The organism is Demequina silvatica, assembly GCF_000971215.1.
Lineage (GTDB): Bacteria > Actinomycetota > Actinomycetes > Actinomycetales > Demequinaceae > Demequina > Demequina silvatica.
This window is the reverse complement of sequence record NZ_BBMA01000004.1, coordinates 173,633-192,641: the sequence shown is the minus strand read 5'-3', so window position 1 is coordinate 192,641 and position 19,009 is coordinate 173,633. Positions and strand designations below refer to the sequence as shown.

14 protein-coding genes are annotated in these 19,009 nt (G+C 72.1%); 8 read left to right on the top strand and 6 right to left on the bottom strand.

The features are described 5' to 3' along the window. Positions 1-63 precede the first annotated feature (63 nt). The 3 genes from secD to AOM05_RS06735 all read left to right on the top strand — a co-directional run bounded on the left by secD (position 64) and on the right by AOM05_RS06735 (position 5,337). Positions 64-1,863 (top strand): protein translocase subunit SecD, encoded by a 1,800-nt coding sequence (gene secD, locus AOM05_RS06745; RefSeq protein WP_228373230.1) that lies wholly within the window; start codon positions 64-66, stop codon positions 1,861-1,863. Continuing rightward, a complete protein-coding gene (secF, locus tag AOM05_RS06740; protein WP_062520579.1) occupies positions 1,860-2,948 on the top strand; it encodes a protein translocase subunit SecF in 1,089 nt (362 codons plus the stop codon). Before secD ends, secF begins: the two co-directional genes overlap by 4 nt. A gap of 139 nt (positions 2,949-3,087) precedes the next feature. Beyond that, the gene (locus tag AOM05_RS06735; protein WP_228373229.1) at positions 3,088-5,337 is read left to right on the top strand and encodes a RelA/SpoT family protein; all 2,250 of its coding nucleotides are present in this window, start codon (positions 3,088-3,090) and stop codon (positions 5,335-5,337) included. On the opposite strand, the gene AOM05_RS06730 is transcribed toward AOM05_RS06735, so the two are convergent. The 3 genes from AOM05_RS06730 to AOM05_RS06720 all read right to left on the bottom strand — a co-directional run bounded on the left by AOM05_RS06730 (position 5,315) and on the right by AOM05_RS06720 (position 8,514). Beyond that, positions 5,315-5,854 carry a hypothetical protein gene (locus AOM05_RS06730; RefSeq protein WP_062520575.1) on the bottom strand — a complete coding sequence of 180 codons (540 nt, stop codon included), beginning with the start codon at positions 5,852-5,854 and terminating at the stop codon, positions 5,315-5,317. The genes AOM05_RS06735 and AOM05_RS06730 overlap by 23 nt on opposite strands. 261 nt (positions 5,855-6,115) lie before the next feature. Next, on the bottom strand, positions 6,116-7,726 hold the full coding sequence (locus AOM05_RS06725; RefSeq protein WP_062520573.1) for a DUF349 domain-containing protein: 1,611 nt from the start codon (positions 7,724-7,726) through the stop codon (positions 6,116-6,118). Further along, positions 7,723-8,514: a peptidylprolyl isomerase gene (locus tag AOM05_RS06720; RefSeq protein ID WP_062520571.1), complete on the bottom strand. Its 792-nt coding sequence runs from the start codon at positions 8,512-8,514 to the stop codon at positions 7,723-7,725. The genes AOM05_RS06725 and AOM05_RS06720 overlap by 4 nt, the downstream gene beginning before the upstream one ends. Positions 8,515-8,582: 68 nt before the next feature. On the opposite strand from AOM05_RS06720, the gene hisS reads away from it, so the two are divergent. The 3 genes from hisS (at position 8,583) to AOM05_RS06705 (ending at position 12,409) form a co-directional block, all read left to right on the top strand. After that, positions 8,583-9,944, top strand: coding sequence for a histidine--tRNA ligase (gene hisS, locus AOM05_RS06715; RefSeq protein ID WP_062520570.1), 1,362 nt, complete (start codon positions 8,583-8,585; stop codon positions 9,942-9,944). A gap of 57 nt (positions 9,945-10,001) precedes the next feature. Further along, positions 10,002-11,783, top strand: a complete 1,782-nt coding sequence (aspS, locus tag AOM05_RS06710) for an aspartate--tRNA ligase (protein ID WP_062520567.1) — start codon at positions 10,002-10,004, stop codon at positions 11,781-11,783. A gap of 155 nt (positions 11,784-11,938) precedes the next feature. Next, positions 11,939-12,409 (top strand): DUF4231 domain-containing protein, encoded by a 471-nt coding sequence (locus AOM05_RS06705; protein WP_062520565.1) that lies wholly within the window; start codon positions 11,939-11,941, stop codon positions 12,407-12,409. Here the strand turns inward: AOM05_RS06705 and AOM05_RS06700 are convergent. Beyond that, positions 12,332-13,285 carry an EamA family transporter gene (locus AOM05_RS06700; RefSeq protein WP_062520563.1) on the bottom strand — a complete coding sequence of 318 codons (954 nt, stop codon included), beginning with the start codon at positions 13,283-13,285 and terminating at the stop codon, positions 12,332-12,334. The genes AOM05_RS06705 and AOM05_RS06700 overlap by 78 nt on opposite strands. Before the next feature lie 72 nt (positions 13,286-13,357). Between AOM05_RS06700 and AOM05_RS06695 the strand changes: the two genes are divergently transcribed. Beyond that, positions 13,358-14,266 (top strand): LysR family transcriptional regulator, encoded by a 909-nt coding sequence (locus tag AOM05_RS06695; RefSeq protein ID WP_062520562.1) that lies wholly within the window; start codon positions 13,358-13,360, stop codon positions 14,264-14,266. On the opposite strand, the gene AOM05_RS06690 is transcribed toward AOM05_RS06695, so the two are convergent. Then, on the bottom strand, positions 14,244-15,449 hold the full coding sequence (locus tag AOM05_RS06690; protein WP_062520560.1) for an MFS transporter: 1,206 nt from the start codon (positions 15,447-15,449) through the stop codon (positions 14,244-14,246). The two genes, AOM05_RS06695 and AOM05_RS06690, sit on opposite strands and share 23 nt — an antisense overlap. Positions 15,450-15,480: 31 nt before the next feature. Continuing rightward, positions 15,481-17,733 carry an MMPL family transporter gene (locus AOM05_RS06685; RefSeq protein WP_082097334.1) on the bottom strand — a complete coding sequence of 751 codons (2,253 nt, stop codon included), beginning with the start codon at positions 17,731-17,733 and terminating at the stop codon, positions 15,481-15,483. Between the two features lie 194 nt (positions 17,734-17,927). On the opposite strand from AOM05_RS06685, the gene AOM05_RS06680 reads away from it, so the two are divergent. Continuing rightward, positions 17,928-18,938 (top strand): CHAP domain-containing protein, encoded by a 1,011-nt coding sequence (locus AOM05_RS06680; RefSeq protein WP_062520557.1) that lies wholly within the window; start codon positions 17,928-17,930, stop codon positions 18,936-18,938. Positions 18,939-19,009: the final 71 nt, after the last annotated feature.

Here is a 19,009-nt window from a genome sequence, read left to right as displayed (position 1 = left end):
GTGCCGCCCGAGCCTGGCTAGAATCACTCGGGGCTCAAGCGAGCCGAGACCGTGAGGATTCCTGTGGCACGTGTGAAGAACGAGGCGCGTCGTGCGCTGACCTGGCTGGGCGCGATCATCGTCGTGCTCTACGGCACCCTGGCGCTGGGGGTGGTGTTCGGCAACGCGTCCTGGACGCCCAACCTGGCGCTCGACCTGGCCGGCGGCCGCGAGATCGTGCTGTCCCCGGCCTTCGCCGAGGGCAGCGAGGAGACCATCGACCAGGCGGACCTCGATCAGGCCGTCGACATCATCCGCCGTCGCATCGACGCCTCCGGCGTCGCCGAGGCGGAGATCAGCACGCAGGGCCAGAACATCGTGGTCGCGCTGCCGGGCAACCCGTCCGAGGAGACGGTGGACCTGGTGCGCCAGAGCGCGCAGCTCCAGTTCCGTCCCGTGCTGGTCTCGGGTTCGCCGCTCCCGACCACCACCACGGACGCGTCCGCCACTCCTGAGCCGAGCGCGTCGGCCTCCGCGGACGAGACCGCCGAGCCGGCCGAGTCCGCCACCCCGGAGCCCAGCGCGAGCGCGTCCGCCGAGCCCAGCGCGTCCGCCTCCGCGTCCGCCGAGGCCGAGGCCCCGGCCGAGGGCACCGACCCGTCCTCGCTCGAGTGGATCACCGCCGACGTGCAGGAGCGCTACGACGCGCTCGACTGCACCGACCCGGCCAACCTCTCCGGCGTCACGCCCGGCGACCCGACCCAGGCCGACGTCGCCTGCGACCAGGACGGCCTCGCGAAGTACATCATGGGTCCCGTCGAGATGGACGGCACCGACGTCGCCACCGCGACCTCCGGCCCCGAGTACAACTCGGCCGGCACCCTGACCGGCCGCTTCGAGGTCCGCCTCGAGCTCACCAACGAGGGCGGCGACAAGTTCGCCGAGACCACCGGCCGCATCAAGGAGCTCGAGTCGCCCCGCGACCAGTTCGCCATGGTGCTCGACGGCGTCGTGATCTCCGCTCCGGCCGTGTCGCAGACCATCACCGGCGGCGAGGCGTCCATCACCGGATCCTTCACCCAGGAGTCCGCCGAGCAGCTGGCCAACCAGCTCAAGTTCGGCGCGCTGCCCATGACGCTCGAGGTGCAGTCGGAGCAGCAGATCTCCGCGACGCTCGGCGCCGACCAGCTCCAGAAGGGTCTGATCGCCGGCGCGATCGGCCTCCTCCTGGTGGTCATCTACTCGCTCATCCAGTACCGCGCGCTCGGCCTCGTCACGGTAGGCTCGCTCGTCATCGCGGGCGCGATCACCTACGTGCTCATCGCGCTGCTGTCCTGGCTGATCGGCTACCGCCTGTCCCTCGCCGGCGTCGCCGGCCTGATCGTCGCGATCGGTGTGACGGCGGACTCGTTCATCGTCTACTTCGAACGCGTGAGGGACGAGCTGCGCGAGGGCCGCACCCTGCAGGCCGCGATCAACCACGGCTGGCGCCGTGCGCGCCGCACCATCCTCGCGTCCGACGCGATCAACGTGCTCGCGGCCGTGGTGCTCTACCTGCTTGCCGTCGGCGGCGTGCGAGGCTTCGCGTTCACGCTCGGTCTCACCACCCTCGTCGACGTGCTCGTCGTGATGCTCTTCACCCACCCGATCCTCATGCTGCTGGGCAAGCGGCCGTTCTTCTCGCACGGCCACAAGTGGTCGGGGCTCGACCCGCGCCAGCTGGGTCGGGACACCATGTACAAGGGCCGCGGACGCATCGTCACCGGCCAGCCCACGCTCGCCGAGCGCAAGGCCGCGGCCGCCGGGATCGGCGTCGCCGCCGCTCCCGCCACCGCGACCTCCGACGCCGACGACGCCCGCCCCGAGGGGGAGGAGACCCGATGAAGCTCAGCCTGGCCGAATGGGGCAACAAGCTCCACTCCGGGGAGAAGACCTACCCGATCGTCGCGCAGCGCAAGCGCTGGTTCATCGTGTCCGGCATCCTGGTCGCGCTGTCCCTGGTGGCGCTGTTCACCAAGGGCCTCAACGCCGGCATCGACTTCGAGGGCGGCACGGAGTTCCGCGTCACCGAGACCTCGATCACCGAGCCCGCCGAGGCGCAGGCCGTGATCGAGGAGCTCGCGCCCGACGCCACCGCGCGCGTCACCGTGCTCGGCGACAGCGACGTCCGCATCCAGATCGGCGTGGTCGACACCGAGACCGGCCGCGAGATCACCTCGGCGCTCGCCGAGGCCTACGACGTCCCCGAGGACCAGGTCAGCTTCACGCAGATCGGCCCCACCTGGGGCGCGTCCGTGGGCAAGGCCGCGGTCCAGTCGCTCGTGGTGTTCCTCATCCTCGTCGGCATCGTGATGTCGCTGTACTTCCGCGCGTGGCGGATGGCGGCGGCGGCGCTCATCGCCCTCGCGCACGACCTCATCATCACCGTGGGCGTCTACGCGCTCGTCGGGTTCGAGGTCACGCCCGCGTCGGTGATCGGCTTCCTCACCATCCTCGGCTACTCGCTGTACGACACGGTGGTGGTGTTCGACAAGATCCGCGAGAACACGCAGAACCTCACGTCGCAGCACCGCTACACGTACGACGAGCTCGCGAACCTGGGCCTCAACCAGACCCTGGTGCGCTCGATCAACACCTCCGTGGTGGCGCTGCTGCCGGTGTCCGCGATCCTCTTCATCGGCTCGTTCATCCTGGGCGCCGGCACGCTGAAGGACATCTCGCTCGCGCTGTTCGTCGGCATGGCGGTCGGCACGTACTCGTCGATCTTCGTCGCGACGCCGGTCGAGGTCGCGCTGCGCGACTACGAGCCCAAGATCGTCGAGCACACCAGGAAGGTCCTCGAGCTGCGCGCCTCCGGCGACACCGACGTTGCGGTCTCCGACGACGGCGACGTGCGCGTCGGGGCGGTCAACCGCGGCCGCCACCAGGGCACGGCGGCACAGCCCAAGCGCAAGAAGCGGAAGGCCTGACACCAGGCGTCGGGTGACGGGGGACGATGCGGTGACCGCCGCATCGTCCCCCGTCCGTCGTCTTTGGTACAGACGGAGGGCGTGTCGGGCTGTCGGGCGGCGCGGATAGACTGTCGGTCTACCAGCCTCGGAGGTGCGCGTGACAGAGACCCGTCCCTCGACCGGCACGCTCGGGCTCGGATTCCTGCGCCGGGGGAGCCGGGAGGCCAGCGCGATCGACGGCGTGCTCGACACGTATCGCCGCATGTACCCGCGCGGACGGACGGGGCTGATCGAGCGCGCGTACAAGGTCGCCGAGGAGGCGCACCGCGGCCAGAAGCGCAAGAGCGGCGAGCCGTACATCACGCACCCCATCGCGGTCGCGCAGATCATCGCGGACCTGGGCATGACGGACTCGGTGATCGCGGCGGCGCTGCTGCATGACGTGGTCGAGGACACGGAGTTCTCGCTCGAGCGCATGCAGCAGGAGTTCGGCGACGAGGTCGCGATGATCGTCGACGGCGTCACCAAGCTCGACAAGGTCAAGTACGGGGACGCGGCGCAGGCGGAGACCGTGCGCAAGATGGTCGTGGCGATGGCCAAGGACATCCGCGTGCTGCTGCTCAAGCTGTGCGACCGCCTGCACAACGCCCGGACGTGGAAGTACGTGGCGCCGGAGTCCGCGCGCAAGAAGGCGCAGGAGACGCTCGAGATCTACGCACCGCTCGCGCACCGCATGGGCCTCAACGCGATCAAGTGGGAGCTCGAGGACCTCAGCTTCCAGACGCTGTACCCGAAGATCTACCAGGAGATCGTCGACGTCGTCACGGAGCGGGCGCCCGAGCGCGAGAAGTACCTGGCGCAGGTCCGCGCGGAGATCGAGAAGGACCTCCGCGGCATGAAGATCAAGGGCGAGATCACCGGCCGCCCCAAGCACTACTACTCGGTGTACCAGAAGATGATCGTGCGGGGCCGCGACCTCAACGACATCTACGACCTGGTGGGCATCCGCATCCTGGTCGAGACGGTCCGCGACTGCTACGCGGTGCTGGGCGCGATGCACGCGAGGTACCAGCCCGTCCCGGGCCGGTTCAAGGACTACATCGCGATGCCCAAGTTCAACCTCTACCAGTCGCTGCACACCACGGTGATCGGTCCCACCGGCAAGCCCGTCGAGCTGCAGATCCGCACCTACGACATGCACCGTCGTGCCGAGTACGGCCTCGCCGCGCACTGGCGCTACAAGGAGACCGCCAAGACCGGCACCTCCACGCGCGGCGGCGGGGAGATGGGCTGGCTGCGCCAGATCGCGGACTGGCAGCAGGAGACCGCGGACCCCACCGAATTCCTCGACAGCCTGCGCGGCGAGATCTCCAAGGCGGAGGTCTACGTCTTCACTCCGCGAGGCAAGCTCCTGTCGCTCCCGCAGGGCGCCACGCCCATCGACTTCGCGTACGCGGTCCACACCGAGGTGGGTCACAAGACCATCGGCGCGAAGGTCAACGGCCGGCTGGTGCCGCTCGACTCCACGCTCGAGAACGGCGACACCGTCGAGGTGCTCACCACCTCCGACGAGAACGCGCACCCCAAGCGCGACTGGCTCGAGTTCGTGCAGTCGACGCGCGCACGCAACAAGATCCGCCAGTGGTTCACGCGCGAGCGGCGCGAGGAGTCCATCGAGACCGGGCGCGACATGCTCGCCCGCGCGATCCGCCGCCAGCAGCTGCCCATGCAGCGCCTCATGAGCCGTCCCACGCTCCTCGCCCTGGCGAAGGAGATGCACTACGAGGACGTCGACTCGCTCTACGCCGCCATCGGCGAGCACAAGGAGCAGGCGGCGGACGTGGTCGCCCGCATGACCGACGCCGTGGGCGGCCAGGAGGGCGCGGACGAGGACCTCACCGAGATCACCCGCCCCGGGCTGCCGCCGGCGCGCGCCGCGCGGCGCGGGGACCCGGGCGTGTCCGTCCACGGGCTCACCGACGTGGTGGTCAAGCTCGCGCGCTGCTGCACGCCGGTGCCGGGCGACCCGATCCAGGGCTTCATCACCCGCGGCTCCGGCGTCTCGGTGCACCGCGCGGACTGCGACAACCTCGCGCAGCTCAACAACCAGAGCGAGCGGCTCATCGACGTCGAATGGACCGGGCACTCCGCGGGCACGTTCCTGGTGCAGATCGAGGTCGAGGCGCTCGACCGCAACCGGCTGCTGTCCGACGTCACCCAGGTGTTGTCCGACCACCACGTCAACATCCTGTCCGCGAACGTATCGACCACCCGCGACCGCGTCGCCATGTCGAGCTTCCAGTTCGAGATGGCGGACCCGTCGCACCTGGGCGCGATCCTGTCCGCGGTGCGCCGCATCGACGGCGTCTACGACGCCCGCCGCATCACCGGGACCAAGCGACCCTGATCGCCTCGACCAGGCTGGCGACCCGCGCGTAGCCGGCGGTGTTCCTGGCGTCCCAGCGCTGGGCGCCCTCGAGCTCGCCTGGCGTGAGGCGCCCGCGCGCGACGGCGCCGCCCACCGTGGCGAGCGCCGCCTCGGGCGGCTCCCAGCGCAGCGCGTCGATGCAGGCGCGGGCCGGGGGAGCGAGCCGCAGGCCGCCCTCGACCGTCCGGCCGAGCCGCGCCGTGGGCCCCGAATGCAGCAGCACCTCCGTGCCCGCCGGTCGGTAGAGCCCCCGGATGCCTACGGCGTGCCACGCGGCCGGCGCATCGTCCCGCCATCCGTGCGCCCACAGAGCCGCGAGGCCCGTGAGGACCACGTGCGTCGGGACGCGGTCCGCGGCGGCGAGTGCGCGCAGGCCGGGGGAGTCGGGGATGTCCGCGGGGCGCGCCACCCCGGGCAGGACGCGCATCAGCGCGCGGTCGCGCAGCAGGCGGGCGTAGGCGGCCGGGCCCACGTCGCTCGGCGGCACCAGGATCATCCGTCCAGGGTCGCGTGCCTCGGGCGGGAGGGCGAGCCCCTGTGGACGGCGCCCTTCTCACACCGTGCGGACACCCCTCCACACGGGATGTGCACTCCTCCACCGGTGACCTGTGATCTGCGACTGAAACTGCCGGGGTGACCGTTCACATTCCCGGTGCGGTGTGGAGCAGTGCTCGGGTCCGGCAGCCGGGCGGGAAGCGGCGAGGCCCCGCCACCTTCGCGGTGACGGGGCCTCGGAGCCTGGACGGGAGGGCGCGCGCTACGCGAGCCCCTCGATCTGCGTGAGCCACTGCTGGCGGGCCGCCAGCGACTCCTCGAGCTTCTTGGTGTCCTTGCCCTTGGCCTTCGCCTCGGCGATCTCGGCCTCGAGCGCCGCGATCGCGGAGCCCAGCTGCGCGGCCGCACCCGAGGCGCGCGCCTCGAGCTCGGGGTTGCGCGAGTTCCACTCGGCGTCCTCGGCGTCGCGGACCGCCTTCTCGACGGCGCCCATGCGCTTGGACAGACGGGCGATGTCGGCGCGCGGGACGCGGCCCGCGGCCTCGAAGCGGTCCTGGATGGGACGCAGCGCCTGCTTGGTGGCGTTGAGGTCCTTGATGGGCAGGAGCGCCTCGGCCTCGGCCACGGCGGCCTCCTTCGCCTCGACGTTGCCCGACAGGGCCTCGTCCTCGGCGTCGGCGGCACCGCGGCGCGCCTCGAAGAAGGAGTCCTGCGCCGCCTGGAACCTCTTCCACAGCGCGTCGTCCACGGAACGGCGTCCGCGGCCGGCGGTGCGCCATTCGTTCATGAGGTCGCGGAAGCCGCGCGCGCCGGTGTCCCAGTCGGTGGACTGGGCGAGGCGCTCGGCCTGCGCGACCAGGTCCTCCTTGCGGCCGGCGACGTCCGCGTTGGAGCGGTCGAGCTCCGCGAAGTGGTGCTTGCGGGCCTTCTCGAACGCGGAGCGGGCGTGCGTGAACCGGGTCCACAGCGCGCGCTCGACGTCCTTGGGGATGCGGGCGCCGGAGCGCTGCGCCTCCTTCCAGGCGTCGAGCAGGCCGCGCAGGGTCGCGGTGTCGTTCTTCCAGTGGACCTGCGTCTCGGGCTTCGCGGCGAGCGCCTCGGCGGTCGACACGATCTCCTCGCGCGCGGCCACCGCGGCCTCGCGGGCCACGCGGCGCTCCTCCTGGATGCGGGTGCGCGTCTCCTCGGCCTCGGCCTTGACGGCGGCGTAGCGCTCGCCCAGGGTGTCGAGGTCGCCCACCACGCTCGGCGGCGTGAGGATCGCCTCGATGCTCGCGATCGAGTCGTCGATGTCCTTGGGGGAGAGTTCCGCGGAGGACAGGCGGGCGTGGAAGCGCTCCACCGAGGCCTCGAGCTCGAAGTAGGCGTGAGCGTAGGGCTTGAGCGCCTCGTCGTCCTCGGCCGGGCCCACCTCGACGCGCTCCTCGGCGACGATCACGTACGCCTTGCCGTCCTCCACCAGGCCGTGCGCGAGCGCCTCCTCGAAGCGCTCCTCGGGCACCTCGGCGGCGACCGGCACCACCACCACGGTGTGCGTCGCCTGCTTGGCGACGGCCGCGGGGGAGGGCGCCTTGAACGCGCCCGGCTTGGGTGCGCGCGGACGCGGGGCCTTCTTGGGAGCGGACGATGCGGCGGGCGCCTCCTCCTCGGCGGTCGCCTCCGCGGTGGCCGGCTCTGCGGCGGGCGCCTCCTCCTCGGCGGGTGCCTCGGCAGGCGCGTCGGCAGGCGCGTCGGCAGCCACCTCCTCCACGGGGGTCACCTCGGCGGCGACCGCCACGGTCTCGGTCACCTCCGCCACGGTCTCGGGGGTGGGCTGGGACGCGGCCTCGGGGGCCTCGGTCTTCGGCGCCGGAGCGTCGGACGACTCGGTCATGAGACGGATACCTCGTTCACGATGACGGACATTGCGGGGGCACCGTCGGTGTCCCCGGTGATGGTGCCTGCGTCGGCAACACGCTCAACATTAGCGTTTCCGGCGACCACCTGGCCGAGCACGGTGTAGCCGCCCGCCGCGTCGGACGGGATGGTGGAGTCCTGGTAGACGATGAAGAACTGGCTTCCCATCGACTCGCCGTCGCCCCCGACGCGGGCCATCGCGATGGTGCCGGCCGGGTAGACGTCGTCCTCCGGGGCGTTCTCCACGGGGCCGTAGCGGTAGCCCGGGCCGCCCGTGCCGGTGCCCGTCGGGTCGCCGCACTGGAGCACGTAGATGCCCGCGGTGGTGAGGCGGTGGCAGCCGGTGCCGTCGAAGTAGCCCTCCTCGGCGAGCTTGACGAAGCTCGCGACCGCCTGCGGCGCGGCCGCGCCGTCGAGCTCGATCTCGATGTCGCCCTGGTTGGTCGCGAGCGTCGCGGTCCAGGTGCGGTCCTCCGCGTAGGACGGGTCCGGCGGCTCGGGGGAGACGGCCCAGCCGGACTCGAGCTCGACCTGGGCATCCTCGGACGCGGCGGCGGACGCCTCGGCGGCCGCCCGCTCCTCCCGGTTGGCGTTGATCGCGGTGAGGATCACCGCGAGCCCGCCTCCGAGCACCAGCGCCACGATCAGGATGATCGCGGTCATACGGATGGTGCGGTCGCGCTTGCGCTGCTTCGCGGCCATGCGCGCCTCGTACGCGTGCTGCCTCTTGGCCGCCTGCGCCTTGGTCTGCTTGTTGTGGGTCATCGAGTCTTCCTCATCCCGGTGATGTGCCAGGTCAGTCTAGGGCGGGCGCATGCGGAACAATGGCGGGCATGGCACGCGTGCAACCCCTCTCCGGATTCCCCGAATGGTCCCCGCAGGAGCGCCTGGTCGAGGCGCATGTCCTCGCGACGCTGCGCGAGGTGTTCGCGCTGCACGGGTTCGGCGAGATCGAGACCCGCGCCGTGGAGCCCGTCGAGCGCCTCGCCGGCGACTCGGACGCGTCGAAGGAGATCTACGCGATCGGCCGCCTCAACGCGGACGAGCAGGCCGGTCGCGAGGCCAAGCTCGGCCTCCACTTCGACCTCACGGTCCCCTTCGCGAGGTACGTCGAGGAGAACCAGGGCCGCCTCAACTTCCCGTTCCGCCGTTTCCAGATCCAGAAGGTGTGGCGCGGCGAGCGGCCGCAGGAGGGCCGCTTCCGCGAGTTCTACCAGGCGGACATCGACGTGGTCGGACGTGACTCCCTGCCCGAGCACCTCGAGGCCGAGGTCGCGATCGTCATGGCGCGCGCCCTGCGCGCCCTCCCGCTCCCGCCCGCGCGCATGCACCTCAACAACCGCGCTCTCGTGGAGGGCTTCTACCGCGGCGTCGGGATCGCCGACGTCGCCGGCGCGCTGCGCAGCGTCGACAAGCTCGACAAGATCGGCCCCGACGGCGTGCGCGAGGAGCTCCACGGCAAGGGCGTGAGCGCCGAGGCCGTCGACGCGATCCTCGAGCTCGCCGCGATCCAGACGCCCGACGGCTCCTTCCTGGACCTGGTCGAGGCGCTCTGGGATCACAGCCCCATCGTCGAGGAGGCGGACGATGCGCGGGCCCAGTTCGATCGCGGCGCCCGGTCCCTCGCGGCGCTGGTGGACGCGGTCAACGCCGCCGTCCCGGAGACCGCGATCGCGGACCTACGGATCGCGCGCGGCCTCGACTACTACACGGGCGCGGTCTACGAGACCGTCCTGGACGGCCACGAGGACCTCGGCTCGATCTGCTCGGGCGGCCGCTACGACTCGCTTGTCGCGGGCGGCGGCTTCCCCGGGGTGGGCATGTCGATCGGCGTGAGCCGGCTGGTGAGCCGCATGCTGGGTGCGGGCCTCGCGACCGCGAGCCGCTCCGTGCCGCAGGCCGTGCTGGTCGCCGTCACCGACGAGGAGCACCGCGCCGCATCCACCGCGATCGCGGACCGCCTGCGCGCCCGCGGAATCGCGTGCGAGGTGTCGCCCAACGCCGCCAAGTTCGGCAAGCAGATCCAGTACGCGGACCGTCGCGGCATCCCGTTCGTGTGGTTCCCCGCGGCGGGTGACGGCACCAGCCCCGACGGCGAGGTCAAGGACATCCGTTCGGGCGACCAGGTCCCCGCCGACGCCGACGCCTGGGCGCCCCCGACCGAGGACCTGAACCCGCGCATCGTCCGCGGCTAGACTGAGGTCCGCTCTTCACAACCCCGCGCAACCCCGCGCGTAAGAAAGGCAAGCAACTTGCTCCGCACGCATCTCGCTGGAAACCTGCGCGCCGCCGACGCCGGCGCCACCGTCACCCTCGCCGGCTGGGTGGGCCGTCGCCGCGATCACGGCGGCGTCGCGTTCATCGACCTGCGTGACGCGTCGGGCCTCGCGCAGCTGGTGATCCGCGAGGAGGTCGCGCACGCGCTGCGCACCGAGTACGTCATCCAGGTCACCGGTGAGGTGCGCCTGCGCCCCGAGGGATCGTCGAACCCGAACATGCCGTCGGGCGAGATCGAGGTCGACGTCAAGGACGTCACCATCCTCAACGAGTCCGCCCCCACGCCGTTCCCCATCGACGAGCACGTCACCGTGGGCGAGGAGGCGCGACTCAAGCACCGCTACCTGGACCTGCGCCGCCCGCAGCCGCGCGACAACATCGTGCTGCGCTCGAAGGTGAACCAGGCCGCGCGTCGCGTGCTCGAGCGCCACGACTTCCTGGAGATCGAGACCCCCACGCTCACGCGCTCGACGCCCGAGGGTGCGCGCGACTTCCTGGTGCCCGCGCGCCTGTCGCCCGGCTCCTGGTACGCGCTGCCCCAGTCGCCGCAGCTGTTCAAGCAGCTGCTCATGGTCGCCGGCATGGAGCGGTACTACCAGATCGCGCGCTGCTACCGCGACGAGGACTTCCGTGCGGACCGCCAGCCCGAGTTCACCCAGCTCGACATCGAGATGAGCTTCGTGGACCAGGACGACGTGATCGCGCTGGGCGAGGAGCTGGTCCGCGAGCTGTGGTCGCTCATCGGCTACGAGGTGTCGCTGCCGATCCCGCGCCTCACCTACAACGACGCGATGGCGCGCTTCGGCTCCGACAAGCCCGACCTGCGCTTCGGGCTCGAGCTCACCGAGCTCACGTCCTACTTCGCCGAGACCCCGTTCCGCGTGTTCCAGGCCGAGTACGTCGGCGCGGTCGTCATGCCCGGCGGCGCCTCGCAGCCGCGCAAGACGCTCGACGCGTGGCAGGAGTGGGCCAAGCAGCGCGGCGCGCGCGGCCTCGCCTACGTGCTGGTGCAGGAGGACGGGACGCTCGGCGGCCCCGTCGCCAAGAACCTCTCCGAGACGGAGCTCGCCGGCCTCGCGGAGGCCGTGGGTGCGAACCCCGGCGACTGCATCTTCTTCGCCGCCGGCGCCACGGGCCCCTCGCGCGCGCTGCTCGGCGCCGCGCGCAACGAGATCGCTCGCCGCGTGGGTCTCATCGACGAGGACCGCTTCGAGTTCTGCTGGGTGGTCGACGCCCCGCTGTTCAAGCCGGTCGACGTCTCGGACGACGACGTCGCGCTCGGCCACTCCGCCTGGACCGCCGTCCACCACGCGTTCACCAGCCCCAAGCCCGAGTTCATGGACACGTTCGACACCGACCCGGGCCCCGCACTCGCCTACGCGTACGACATCGTGTGCAACGGCAACGAGATCGGCGGCGGCTCCATCCGTATCCACCGCCAGGACGTGCAGCAGCGCGTGTTCTCCGTGATGGGGATCGGCGAGGAGGAGGCGCAGGAGAAGTTCGGCTTCCTGCTCGACGCGTTCCAGTTCGGCGCCCCGCCGCACGGCGGCATCGCGCTCGGTTGGGACCGCGTGACGGCGCTGCTCGCCAAGGCGGACTCGATCCGCGACGTCATCGCGTTCCCCAAGTCCGGCGGCGGCTACGACCCGCTCACCGCGGCCCCGGCGCCCATCACGCCGGAGCAGCGCAAGGAGGCCGGCGTGGACGCCAAGCCCGAGGTCAAGGGCGAGAAGGCGGAGGCCGTCGAGGCCTGACCTCATCCGTGAGTCGCTACGAGGGCGGGATCCCGATCGGGGTCCCGCCTTCGTCGCGTCTGCACGGCGTAGCCCGGGGGACGATGCGCGGGCCGGGTCCGCGCGGGATGATGGCAGGGCATGGGCGCGCCGCGCCCCGGCGCGGGAGGTGGGCGATGACGCCGCCGGAGCACCAGGCCAAAGGCCACAGGGGCGCGGGGCCGGACGGTGCCGCGTGGTCCTACCTCGAGGAGAAGCACCGTTGGTACGAGCGGGCGGCGACCGTCGCGCGCCTGCGTTATCAGGTCACCAAGGTCGCCCAGCTGGTGCTGGGCGCGGCCGTGCCGGTGCTCGTGCTGCTCGGTGACCAGGAGGTCCTCACCGCGGCGATCGCGGCCTGCGTGGTGGTCGCCGAGGGCATGCAGCAGCTGTTCCAGTGGCACGCCTCGTGGATGCGCTACCGCGTCGCGGCGCAGGCGCTGGACCGCGAGCGGATGCTGTTCCTGTCCGCCGCAGCCCCCTACGACGGGGCCGACCGGGAGAGAGTCCTAGTCGTGCGCCTCGACGCGCTACTGGCCGAGGAGAACGCCGGATGGGCCGAGGTCACGAGGCGGGGACCCGGCGGCAGGGACGGCGCCGCGCCGTGATGAGCGCTCGGACCGCGCGGTCCGCGACGCCCACAGCACGCCGCCGATGACGAGCGCGCCGCCGGCCAGCTCGCCGAGGCCCGGGCGCTCGCCGAGCGCCACCCACGCGGTCGCGATGCCGACCACCGGCACGAGCATCGAGAACGGCGCCACGGTGCCCGCCGGGTAGCGGGCCATGAGCCACACCCAGATCCCGGAGCCCGCGAGCGTCCCGAGCAGCACCGTGTAGGCGAGTCCCAGCCACGCGGGCACGGCCGCGGCGGTGAGGGAGGTCGCGAGCGAGTCCCCGATCGCGGCGGGTCCCTCGAAGGCGAGGGACAGCGCGAGCATCGGCATCGGCGGGACCACCGACATCCACAGGACCAGGTGCAGCGGCTGCGGGGCGCGCGCCTGGCGGGAGGCGAGGTTGCCGAACGCCCAACCCAGCGCGCCCAGCAGCACCAGCAGGAAGGGCCCGACCGGAGCGGCGGTGCCGTAGCTGAGGCCCACGGTGATCAGTCCGAGCGTGGCGACCGCGACGCCCACCACGCGCCGCCGGCCCAGGCGTTCGCGCAGCAGCAGCGCGCCGAGCACCACCGTGAACGGCGCCGAGGCCTGCAGCACCAGCGACGCGAGCCCGGTGGGGAAGCCCGCCTCCATGCCGAGGTAGAGGAACAGGAACTGGAGCGTCCCGAAGCCCAGGCCGTAGAGCAGCAGCCATCGGACCGGGACCCGCGGCCGGGGGACCAGGAGCACCGTGGGGATCGCGATGATCGCGAAGCGGAGCGCGACCAGGAACATGGGTGGGAACTGGGTGAGCGACGCGTGGATCGCGAGGAAGTTGAGGCCCCAGAGCACGGCGACGAGCACGGCGAGGGCGAGGTGGCGGGCGGGCATGGCCTCAGTCTGCTGACGGTCGTGGGTGAAGGACAAGCAAGCATTGACGTGCATGAGTTTTAGGATTCCTACATGGAAGTCCGTCACCTGGAGCTGCTGCGCGAGCTCAAGCAGCGCGGCACCCTGCTCGCGGTCGCCGAGGCGACCTACCGCACGCCGTCCGCGCTGTCCCAGCAGCTGCGCACCGCCGAGCGCGAGCTCGGGGTGGCGCTGGTGGAGCCCGCGTCCCGGGGGCTGCGGCTCACCTGGGCGGGGGAGATCCTCGCCGCGGGCGCCGACGACGTGCTGGCGTCGTTGGCCCGGGTCCAGGCCCTGCTCGACGCGGGTCGGGGCGAGCCGAGCGGCGTGGTGCGCATCGGCACGCTGCCGAGCGCCGGCGCCGCGCTGCTGCCGCGCGCGATGGCCCGGCTCGCGGGAACGGCGCTGCGGGTCGAGGTGGAGGACTTCGACCTCGCCGAGGCCGACTACGCCCCGCGCACGCTCGACCACGACCTGGTGATCGCGCACAGCCTCGCCGCGGACGTGCCCCAGGGTGCCGAGGGGCTGTTCGCGCGGGTGGTCGCGCGCGAGCCCATCGACGTCGCGGTTCCCGCCGCGCACGCCCTCGCGGGACGCACCATCGTCGCGCCCGCCGACGTCGCGGGGGAGCGGTGGATCGCGGTGCCCCGCGGGTTCCCGTTCGCCACGGTGCTCGAGGGCATCGAGGCCGCGACCGGCGCGACGCTCGACCGCATGGTCGAGGTCCGCGACAACCGCCTGGTGGAGTCGCTGGTGGGCGAGGGTCTGGGGATCGCCCTGCTGCCGCGCTTCTCCACGCCGGCCTCGGATGCCTACCGCCTCATCCCGCTCGAGGGAGTGCGGGCGACCCGCGCGATCGTGGCGATCGGGAGGCCCGACCGCGTGGAGCGGCGCGCGGTGGGCGCGGTGCTGGACCTGCTCGCGGAGGTGGGAGAGTCGCTCAGCGCTCCGGCCAGCGCGTGAGCGCGAGCGCCCCGGCCGCGAGCAGGGCCGCGGGCACCAGCAGCGACGCACCGCTCGACGTGGCGTCCGCCAGGGCGCCTAGGCCCGTGGTCGCGAGGATCGCGGCGCCCTGGAGCGCCATCGAGTTGAGCGACAGCACGGTCGCGCGCGCGCCCGAGGAGGCCGCGTGGTGCGTGAGCTCGTCGACCAGGGGCATCGCGACGCCGAGCGGCACGTAGAACGCCACGAACGCCACCGCGGCGACGCCGAACAGCGGCACGGCCACGCCCGCGAGCAGCAGGCCCGCCGTCAGCACTCCCGCGGCCGCGGCGCGCGACGGCGCGCGCAGCCACCCCGCCGCCGCAGGCGCGAGCGCAGCCCCGAGCGCGGACCCGCCGAACGCCGCCGCGACCAGCACCGCATACGGCCCGGCGGCCGCGTCCTCCCCGCCCAGCAGGGCCGCGAAGTGCGGGGGAGCGAGCAGCTCGAGCCCGCTCAGGCCCACCCCGGCGGCGGCCATGACCAGCAGGATGCGGCGGATCGCCGGATGCGACCGGGCCACCCGCAACCCGGACGTGACGGTGGAGGCGAGCCCGCGCATCGTCCCCCCGGACGGTGCGGGGCCGCGGCCGGACTCGTCGACCCACGCGAGCACCAGCGCGCCGTGGATGCAGGACAGCCCGGCGGCGACCAGGAACGGCGCGGCGAGCGGGCCCACCGCGACAAGCGCGGCCGCGCCGAGCGACCCGGCGGCGAGCCCGAGGGACTCGGCGACGCCGGCCCGGGACAGGCCGGAGCGGATCGAGGCACCCGGGTCGACCGCGTGCGTGCTGTCCACGTACCAGGCCTGCAGCGGTCCGGAGTCGAGCGCGCGGGCGATGCCGCCGATGACGTACGCGCCCGCGAGCACCCAGGCGACCGTGCCGAAGGCGAGGATCAGCGAGCCCACCGCGCTCAGCAGCGCCGCCGCCACCAGGACCGGGCGCCGCCCGATGGTGTCGGCGAGCCCGCCGGTCGGGAGCTCGAGCAGCAGCGTCGCGGCGCTGTACGCCGCGACGATCACGCCGATGGTCGCGAGCCCGATCCCGCGCTCCTGGAGCAGCAGGACCAGCACCGGCACCGCGAAGCCCGTGGGCAGCCAGCGCAGCGCGGTCAGCGCGACGAACCGCCGACGGATGCGGGCCAGCTGCGCGTCGGGGGTCACGCCGACGACGCTACCGACTGCGGGCCCGGAGTCAGTGCCGCACGCCGATGCGCGCGTGCAGCCGTCGCAGCGGTCCGGGTGCCCACCAGTTCCAGTCGCCCAGCAGCGTCATGGTCGCGGGCACCAGGAACATGCGCACCACCGTCGCGTCGAGCAGCACCGCGAAGGCGAGCCCGACGCCCACCTCCTTGATCATCAGCAGGTCCCCAAGCGCGAAGCCGAGGAACACCAGCACGATCACCGCGGCGGCCGACGTGATGATCCGCCCCGAGCGTTGGAGGCCCTTGCGTACTGCGGCGTCGTTGTTCTCGCCCGCATCCACGTACTCCTTGACGCGGGCGAGCAGGAACACCTCATAGTCCATGGCGAGCCCGAAGCCGAAGGCCGCGATGATCACCGCGACGTACGTCTCGATGCCGCCGGTGGAGGTGAACCCCAGGGTGCCCTCGAGGTGGCCCTCCCCGAAGATCCACGTCACCACGCCCAGCGTCGCGGCGAGCGAGAGGGTGTTGATGAGGAGCGTCTTGACGGGTACCAGGAGCGACCCCGTCATGAGGAACAGCAGCACCAGCGTCGCGATCACCACCAGCCCGCCCGCGAGCAGCGCCCCCTCGATGATGGCGTCGAGGAAGTCGATCTGGGTGGCCGCGACGCCGCCCACGTGCACCTCGACGGGTGCCTCGAGGGCGCGGATGTCCTCGACGGCGTCCACCGCCTCCGGGCCGGACGGGTCGGTCGATTCGAGCCGCACGCCGATGAAAGTTTCGCCTTCCTGGACCAGCGGCTCGTCGATCGCGCGGACCCCGTCGACGGCGGCGACCTCCTCCAGGTAGCCGTCGAGGTCCCCGGCGTCGGACAGCGTGTGGATCCAAATGGCCGGCTCGCCCAGGTCGGGGAAGCCCTCGCGGAACGCGATGACGAACTCGCGGCGCTCGTTGTCCGCCGGCAGCGCCTCGATGTCGGAGTTGCGCAGCGCGATCCCCAGAACGGGGCTCGCGAGCACCAGCAGCAGTCCCACGGACCCGATCACCACCAGCCACGGCCGCCGCTGCCCCCAGGCGGCGAGCCGCGAGAACGCGCCCTCCTCGCGGTCGACGTTCGAGGTGGTGGCGAGGATCCGGCGCAGGCCGGGCACCCGCGAGAGCGCGCCCGGCTTCGCGATCCGCGGCGCGAGCAGGAACAGCACCGCGGGCACGATGGTGAGCGCGGCGATCATCGCGGTGGTGACCACGCCCACCGCCGCGCCGCCGATCCCCTCCATGATCACCGGGTCGAACAGCAGCATCCCGCCCACCGAGATCGCGACCACCACGCCCGAGAACGCGACGGTGCGGCCCGCGGTGGCCATGGTGAGCTCGATCGCCTCCGCGCGCGCCTCGCGTGGGTCCCCGCCGATCCGGTGCAGCTCCTCCCGGAACCGCGACACGATCAGCAGCCCGTAGTCGATCGACAGGCCGATCCCGAGCACCGTGACCACGTTCACCGCGCTCTGGTCGAGGTCGAGCAGGTAGGAGAAGCCGTAGAGCACCGCGAGTCCGCCCGCGATGGAGGCGATCGCGCCGGTGAGCGGCGTCGCGGCCGCGAGGAAGCCGCCGAACACGAACACCATCACCACCAGCGCGGCCGGCAGCGCGATCATCTCCCCGGTGAGCAGGTCCTCCTCGAGCTGACCGGTGAAGTCCTCGAACACCAGGGGGTTCGAGGAGGTCGCGACGGAGACGTCGGGGTTGGTCGCGCGCATCTCATCCACGGCCTCGGCGACGATCGCGGCGACCTCATCATGCGTCGCGAGCGGGTCCTCGTCCCCGAACGAGGCGAAGCCCACGTCGATGAGGAAGCCCGTGCCGTCCACGTCGACCAGGGCGGCCGCCTGGGCGGCCGGGTCGGCGTCGGGGGACGATGCGGTGGCCGGGTCGAACTCCGGCCCCGGCACCGCGCCGAACGGGGAGGCGACCACCGTCAACCGAGCGATCTGGGCGATCCGCGCGGAGGCGTCCTCGACGGCGGAGGCCACCGCCGCATCGTCCACAGTCACGTCCATCACGTACGAGGTGACCCCGGGCCCCACGGTCGGGTCCGCGGTGCGCTCGAAGGCCTCGATCACCTCCCACGAGTCGGAGCCGTCCACCAGCGGCGGCCCCGTGGTGACGCGCTGGAACAGGCCCTCCCCGTTGACGCCGATGGTCGCGAGCGCGTAGAAGCCGAGCGTGCCGAGCACGGCGAGCAGCACCACCAGGCGTGGTGCGCGAGCGATCAGGCGCCCGATCCGAGCGAATCCCCCCATGCGCACCAGGCTAGGCGCGGCCCCCGACAGCCGCGCGGGGCGGGCCCGATCCGGCGTGAGATACGTCGCACTCCGCGCGCGCCGCTGGACTCGTCCGATTTGTCAGGCTACGTTTTCGAAACCAAGGGCCGAAGAGGGCGGCCCCCGCGAGACGCCAGGGGAGGGCTCCGGCGTCACAACGGAAGGAATCGATGTTGACCACCACCTCTACGCGCCGTCGCGCGGCGGGACTCGTCGCCGGCCTGCTGGTAGTCGCCAGCGTGGCCGCCGGCACCGGCGCCGCGGCGGCCCCCGCGGCCACGAACCTCAGCACCGCCCCGCTGGCGGCGGCTCCCGCCGCGGGCAAGGCGCTCTTCGTCGACAAGTACAAGCTCGCGTTCCGCTGGAAGGCGACCTACAACAGCAACACGCGCCTCTCGGGCTTCAAGAACGCCCGCGTGGTCGCGACCGGCAACGCCAAGAACGGCTTCATCGAGGTCAACGCCGCGGGCCTCAAGGCCTGGGCGCCCGCCGAGTACCTCACGGCGGAGAAGCCGAGCTGGAAGGCGACCAAGATCGGCACCAAGCCCACCAGCATCAAGCTGCGGGCGAAGCCGAGCGTCGACGCGAACGTGGTCGCGACCGCGCCGCGCGGCACCGTCGGCACGTACCAGAAGTTCCAGTCGCAGGGCTGGTGGCGCGTGAAGATCGACGGCAAGGCCTCGTGGGCCAAGTCGAACCTGCTGTGGGTGGGCGGCCACTTCGACGTGGACCGCATCCTCGAGGTCGCGCACTCGCAGGTGGGCTACCGCGAGCCCGCGTTCGAGGTGAACAAGTACAACACCTGGATCAACGGCAGCAACCCGTGGTGCGAGGTGTTCGTGGCGTGGGTGTTCGACAAGTCGGGCTACAAGGCCGGCGTGCCCAAGCACGACACGTTCCGCGAGTACTACGCCGAGCTCGAGGATCTGGGCATCCTCGACAAGACGCCCACCAAGGCGGAGATGAAGAAGGGCACCGTGGTGCTCCTCGACTGGGGCCTCAACGAGGGCCCCAAGCACACCGCGATCGTCGACCACGTGTCCGGCGACTACGTGTACCTGGTCGAGGGCAACACCACCGACGGCACCGGCGACAACACGCGCGGCGTGTTCTACCGCGCCCGCCCCATGTCCTACATCTGGGCCTGGTACAGCCCGCCGGAGTACGCGCGCGTCACCATGTGACGTCGCCCCACCGGACCTGACGGCCCCGCCGTGCTCGCGAGAGCGCGGCGGGGCCGTTCCGCGTTCCGGGC

Coding starts and splice junctions, on each gene's coding strand:
- secF (WP_062520579.1), top strand. CDS start 1,860: ATGAAGCTCAGCCTGGCCGAATGGGGCAACAAGCTCCACTCCGGGGAG.
- AOM05_RS06730 (WP_062520575.1), bottom strand. CDS start 5,854: ATGATCCTGGTGCCGCCGAGCGACGTGGGCCCGGCCGCCTACGCCCGC.
- AOM05_RS06725 (WP_062520573.1), bottom strand. CDS start 7,726: ATGACCGAGTCGTCCGACGCTCCGGCGCCGAAGACCGAGGCCCCCGAG.
- AOM05_RS06720 (WP_062520571.1), bottom strand. CDS start 8,514: ATGACCCACAACAAGCAGACCAAGGCGCAGGCGGCCAAGAGGCAGCAC.
- hisS (WP_062520570.1), top strand. CDS start 8,583: ATGGCACGCGTGCAACCCCTCTCCGGATTCCCCGAATGGTCCCCGCAG.
- AOM05_RS06705 (WP_062520565.1), top strand. CDS start 11,939: ATGACGCCGCCGGAGCACCAGGCCAAAGGCCACAGGGGCGCGGGGCCG.
- AOM05_RS06700 (WP_062520563.1), bottom strand. CDS start 13,285: ATGCCCGCCCGCCACCTCGCCCTCGCCGTGCTCGTCGCCGTGCTCTGG.
- AOM05_RS06695 (WP_062520562.1), top strand. CDS start 13,358: ATGGAAGTCCGTCACCTGGAGCTGCTGCGCGAGCTCAAGCAGCGCGGC.
- AOM05_RS06685 (WP_082097334.1), bottom strand. CDS start 17,733: ATGGGGGGATTCGCTCGGATCGGGCGCCTGATCGCTCGCGCACCACGC.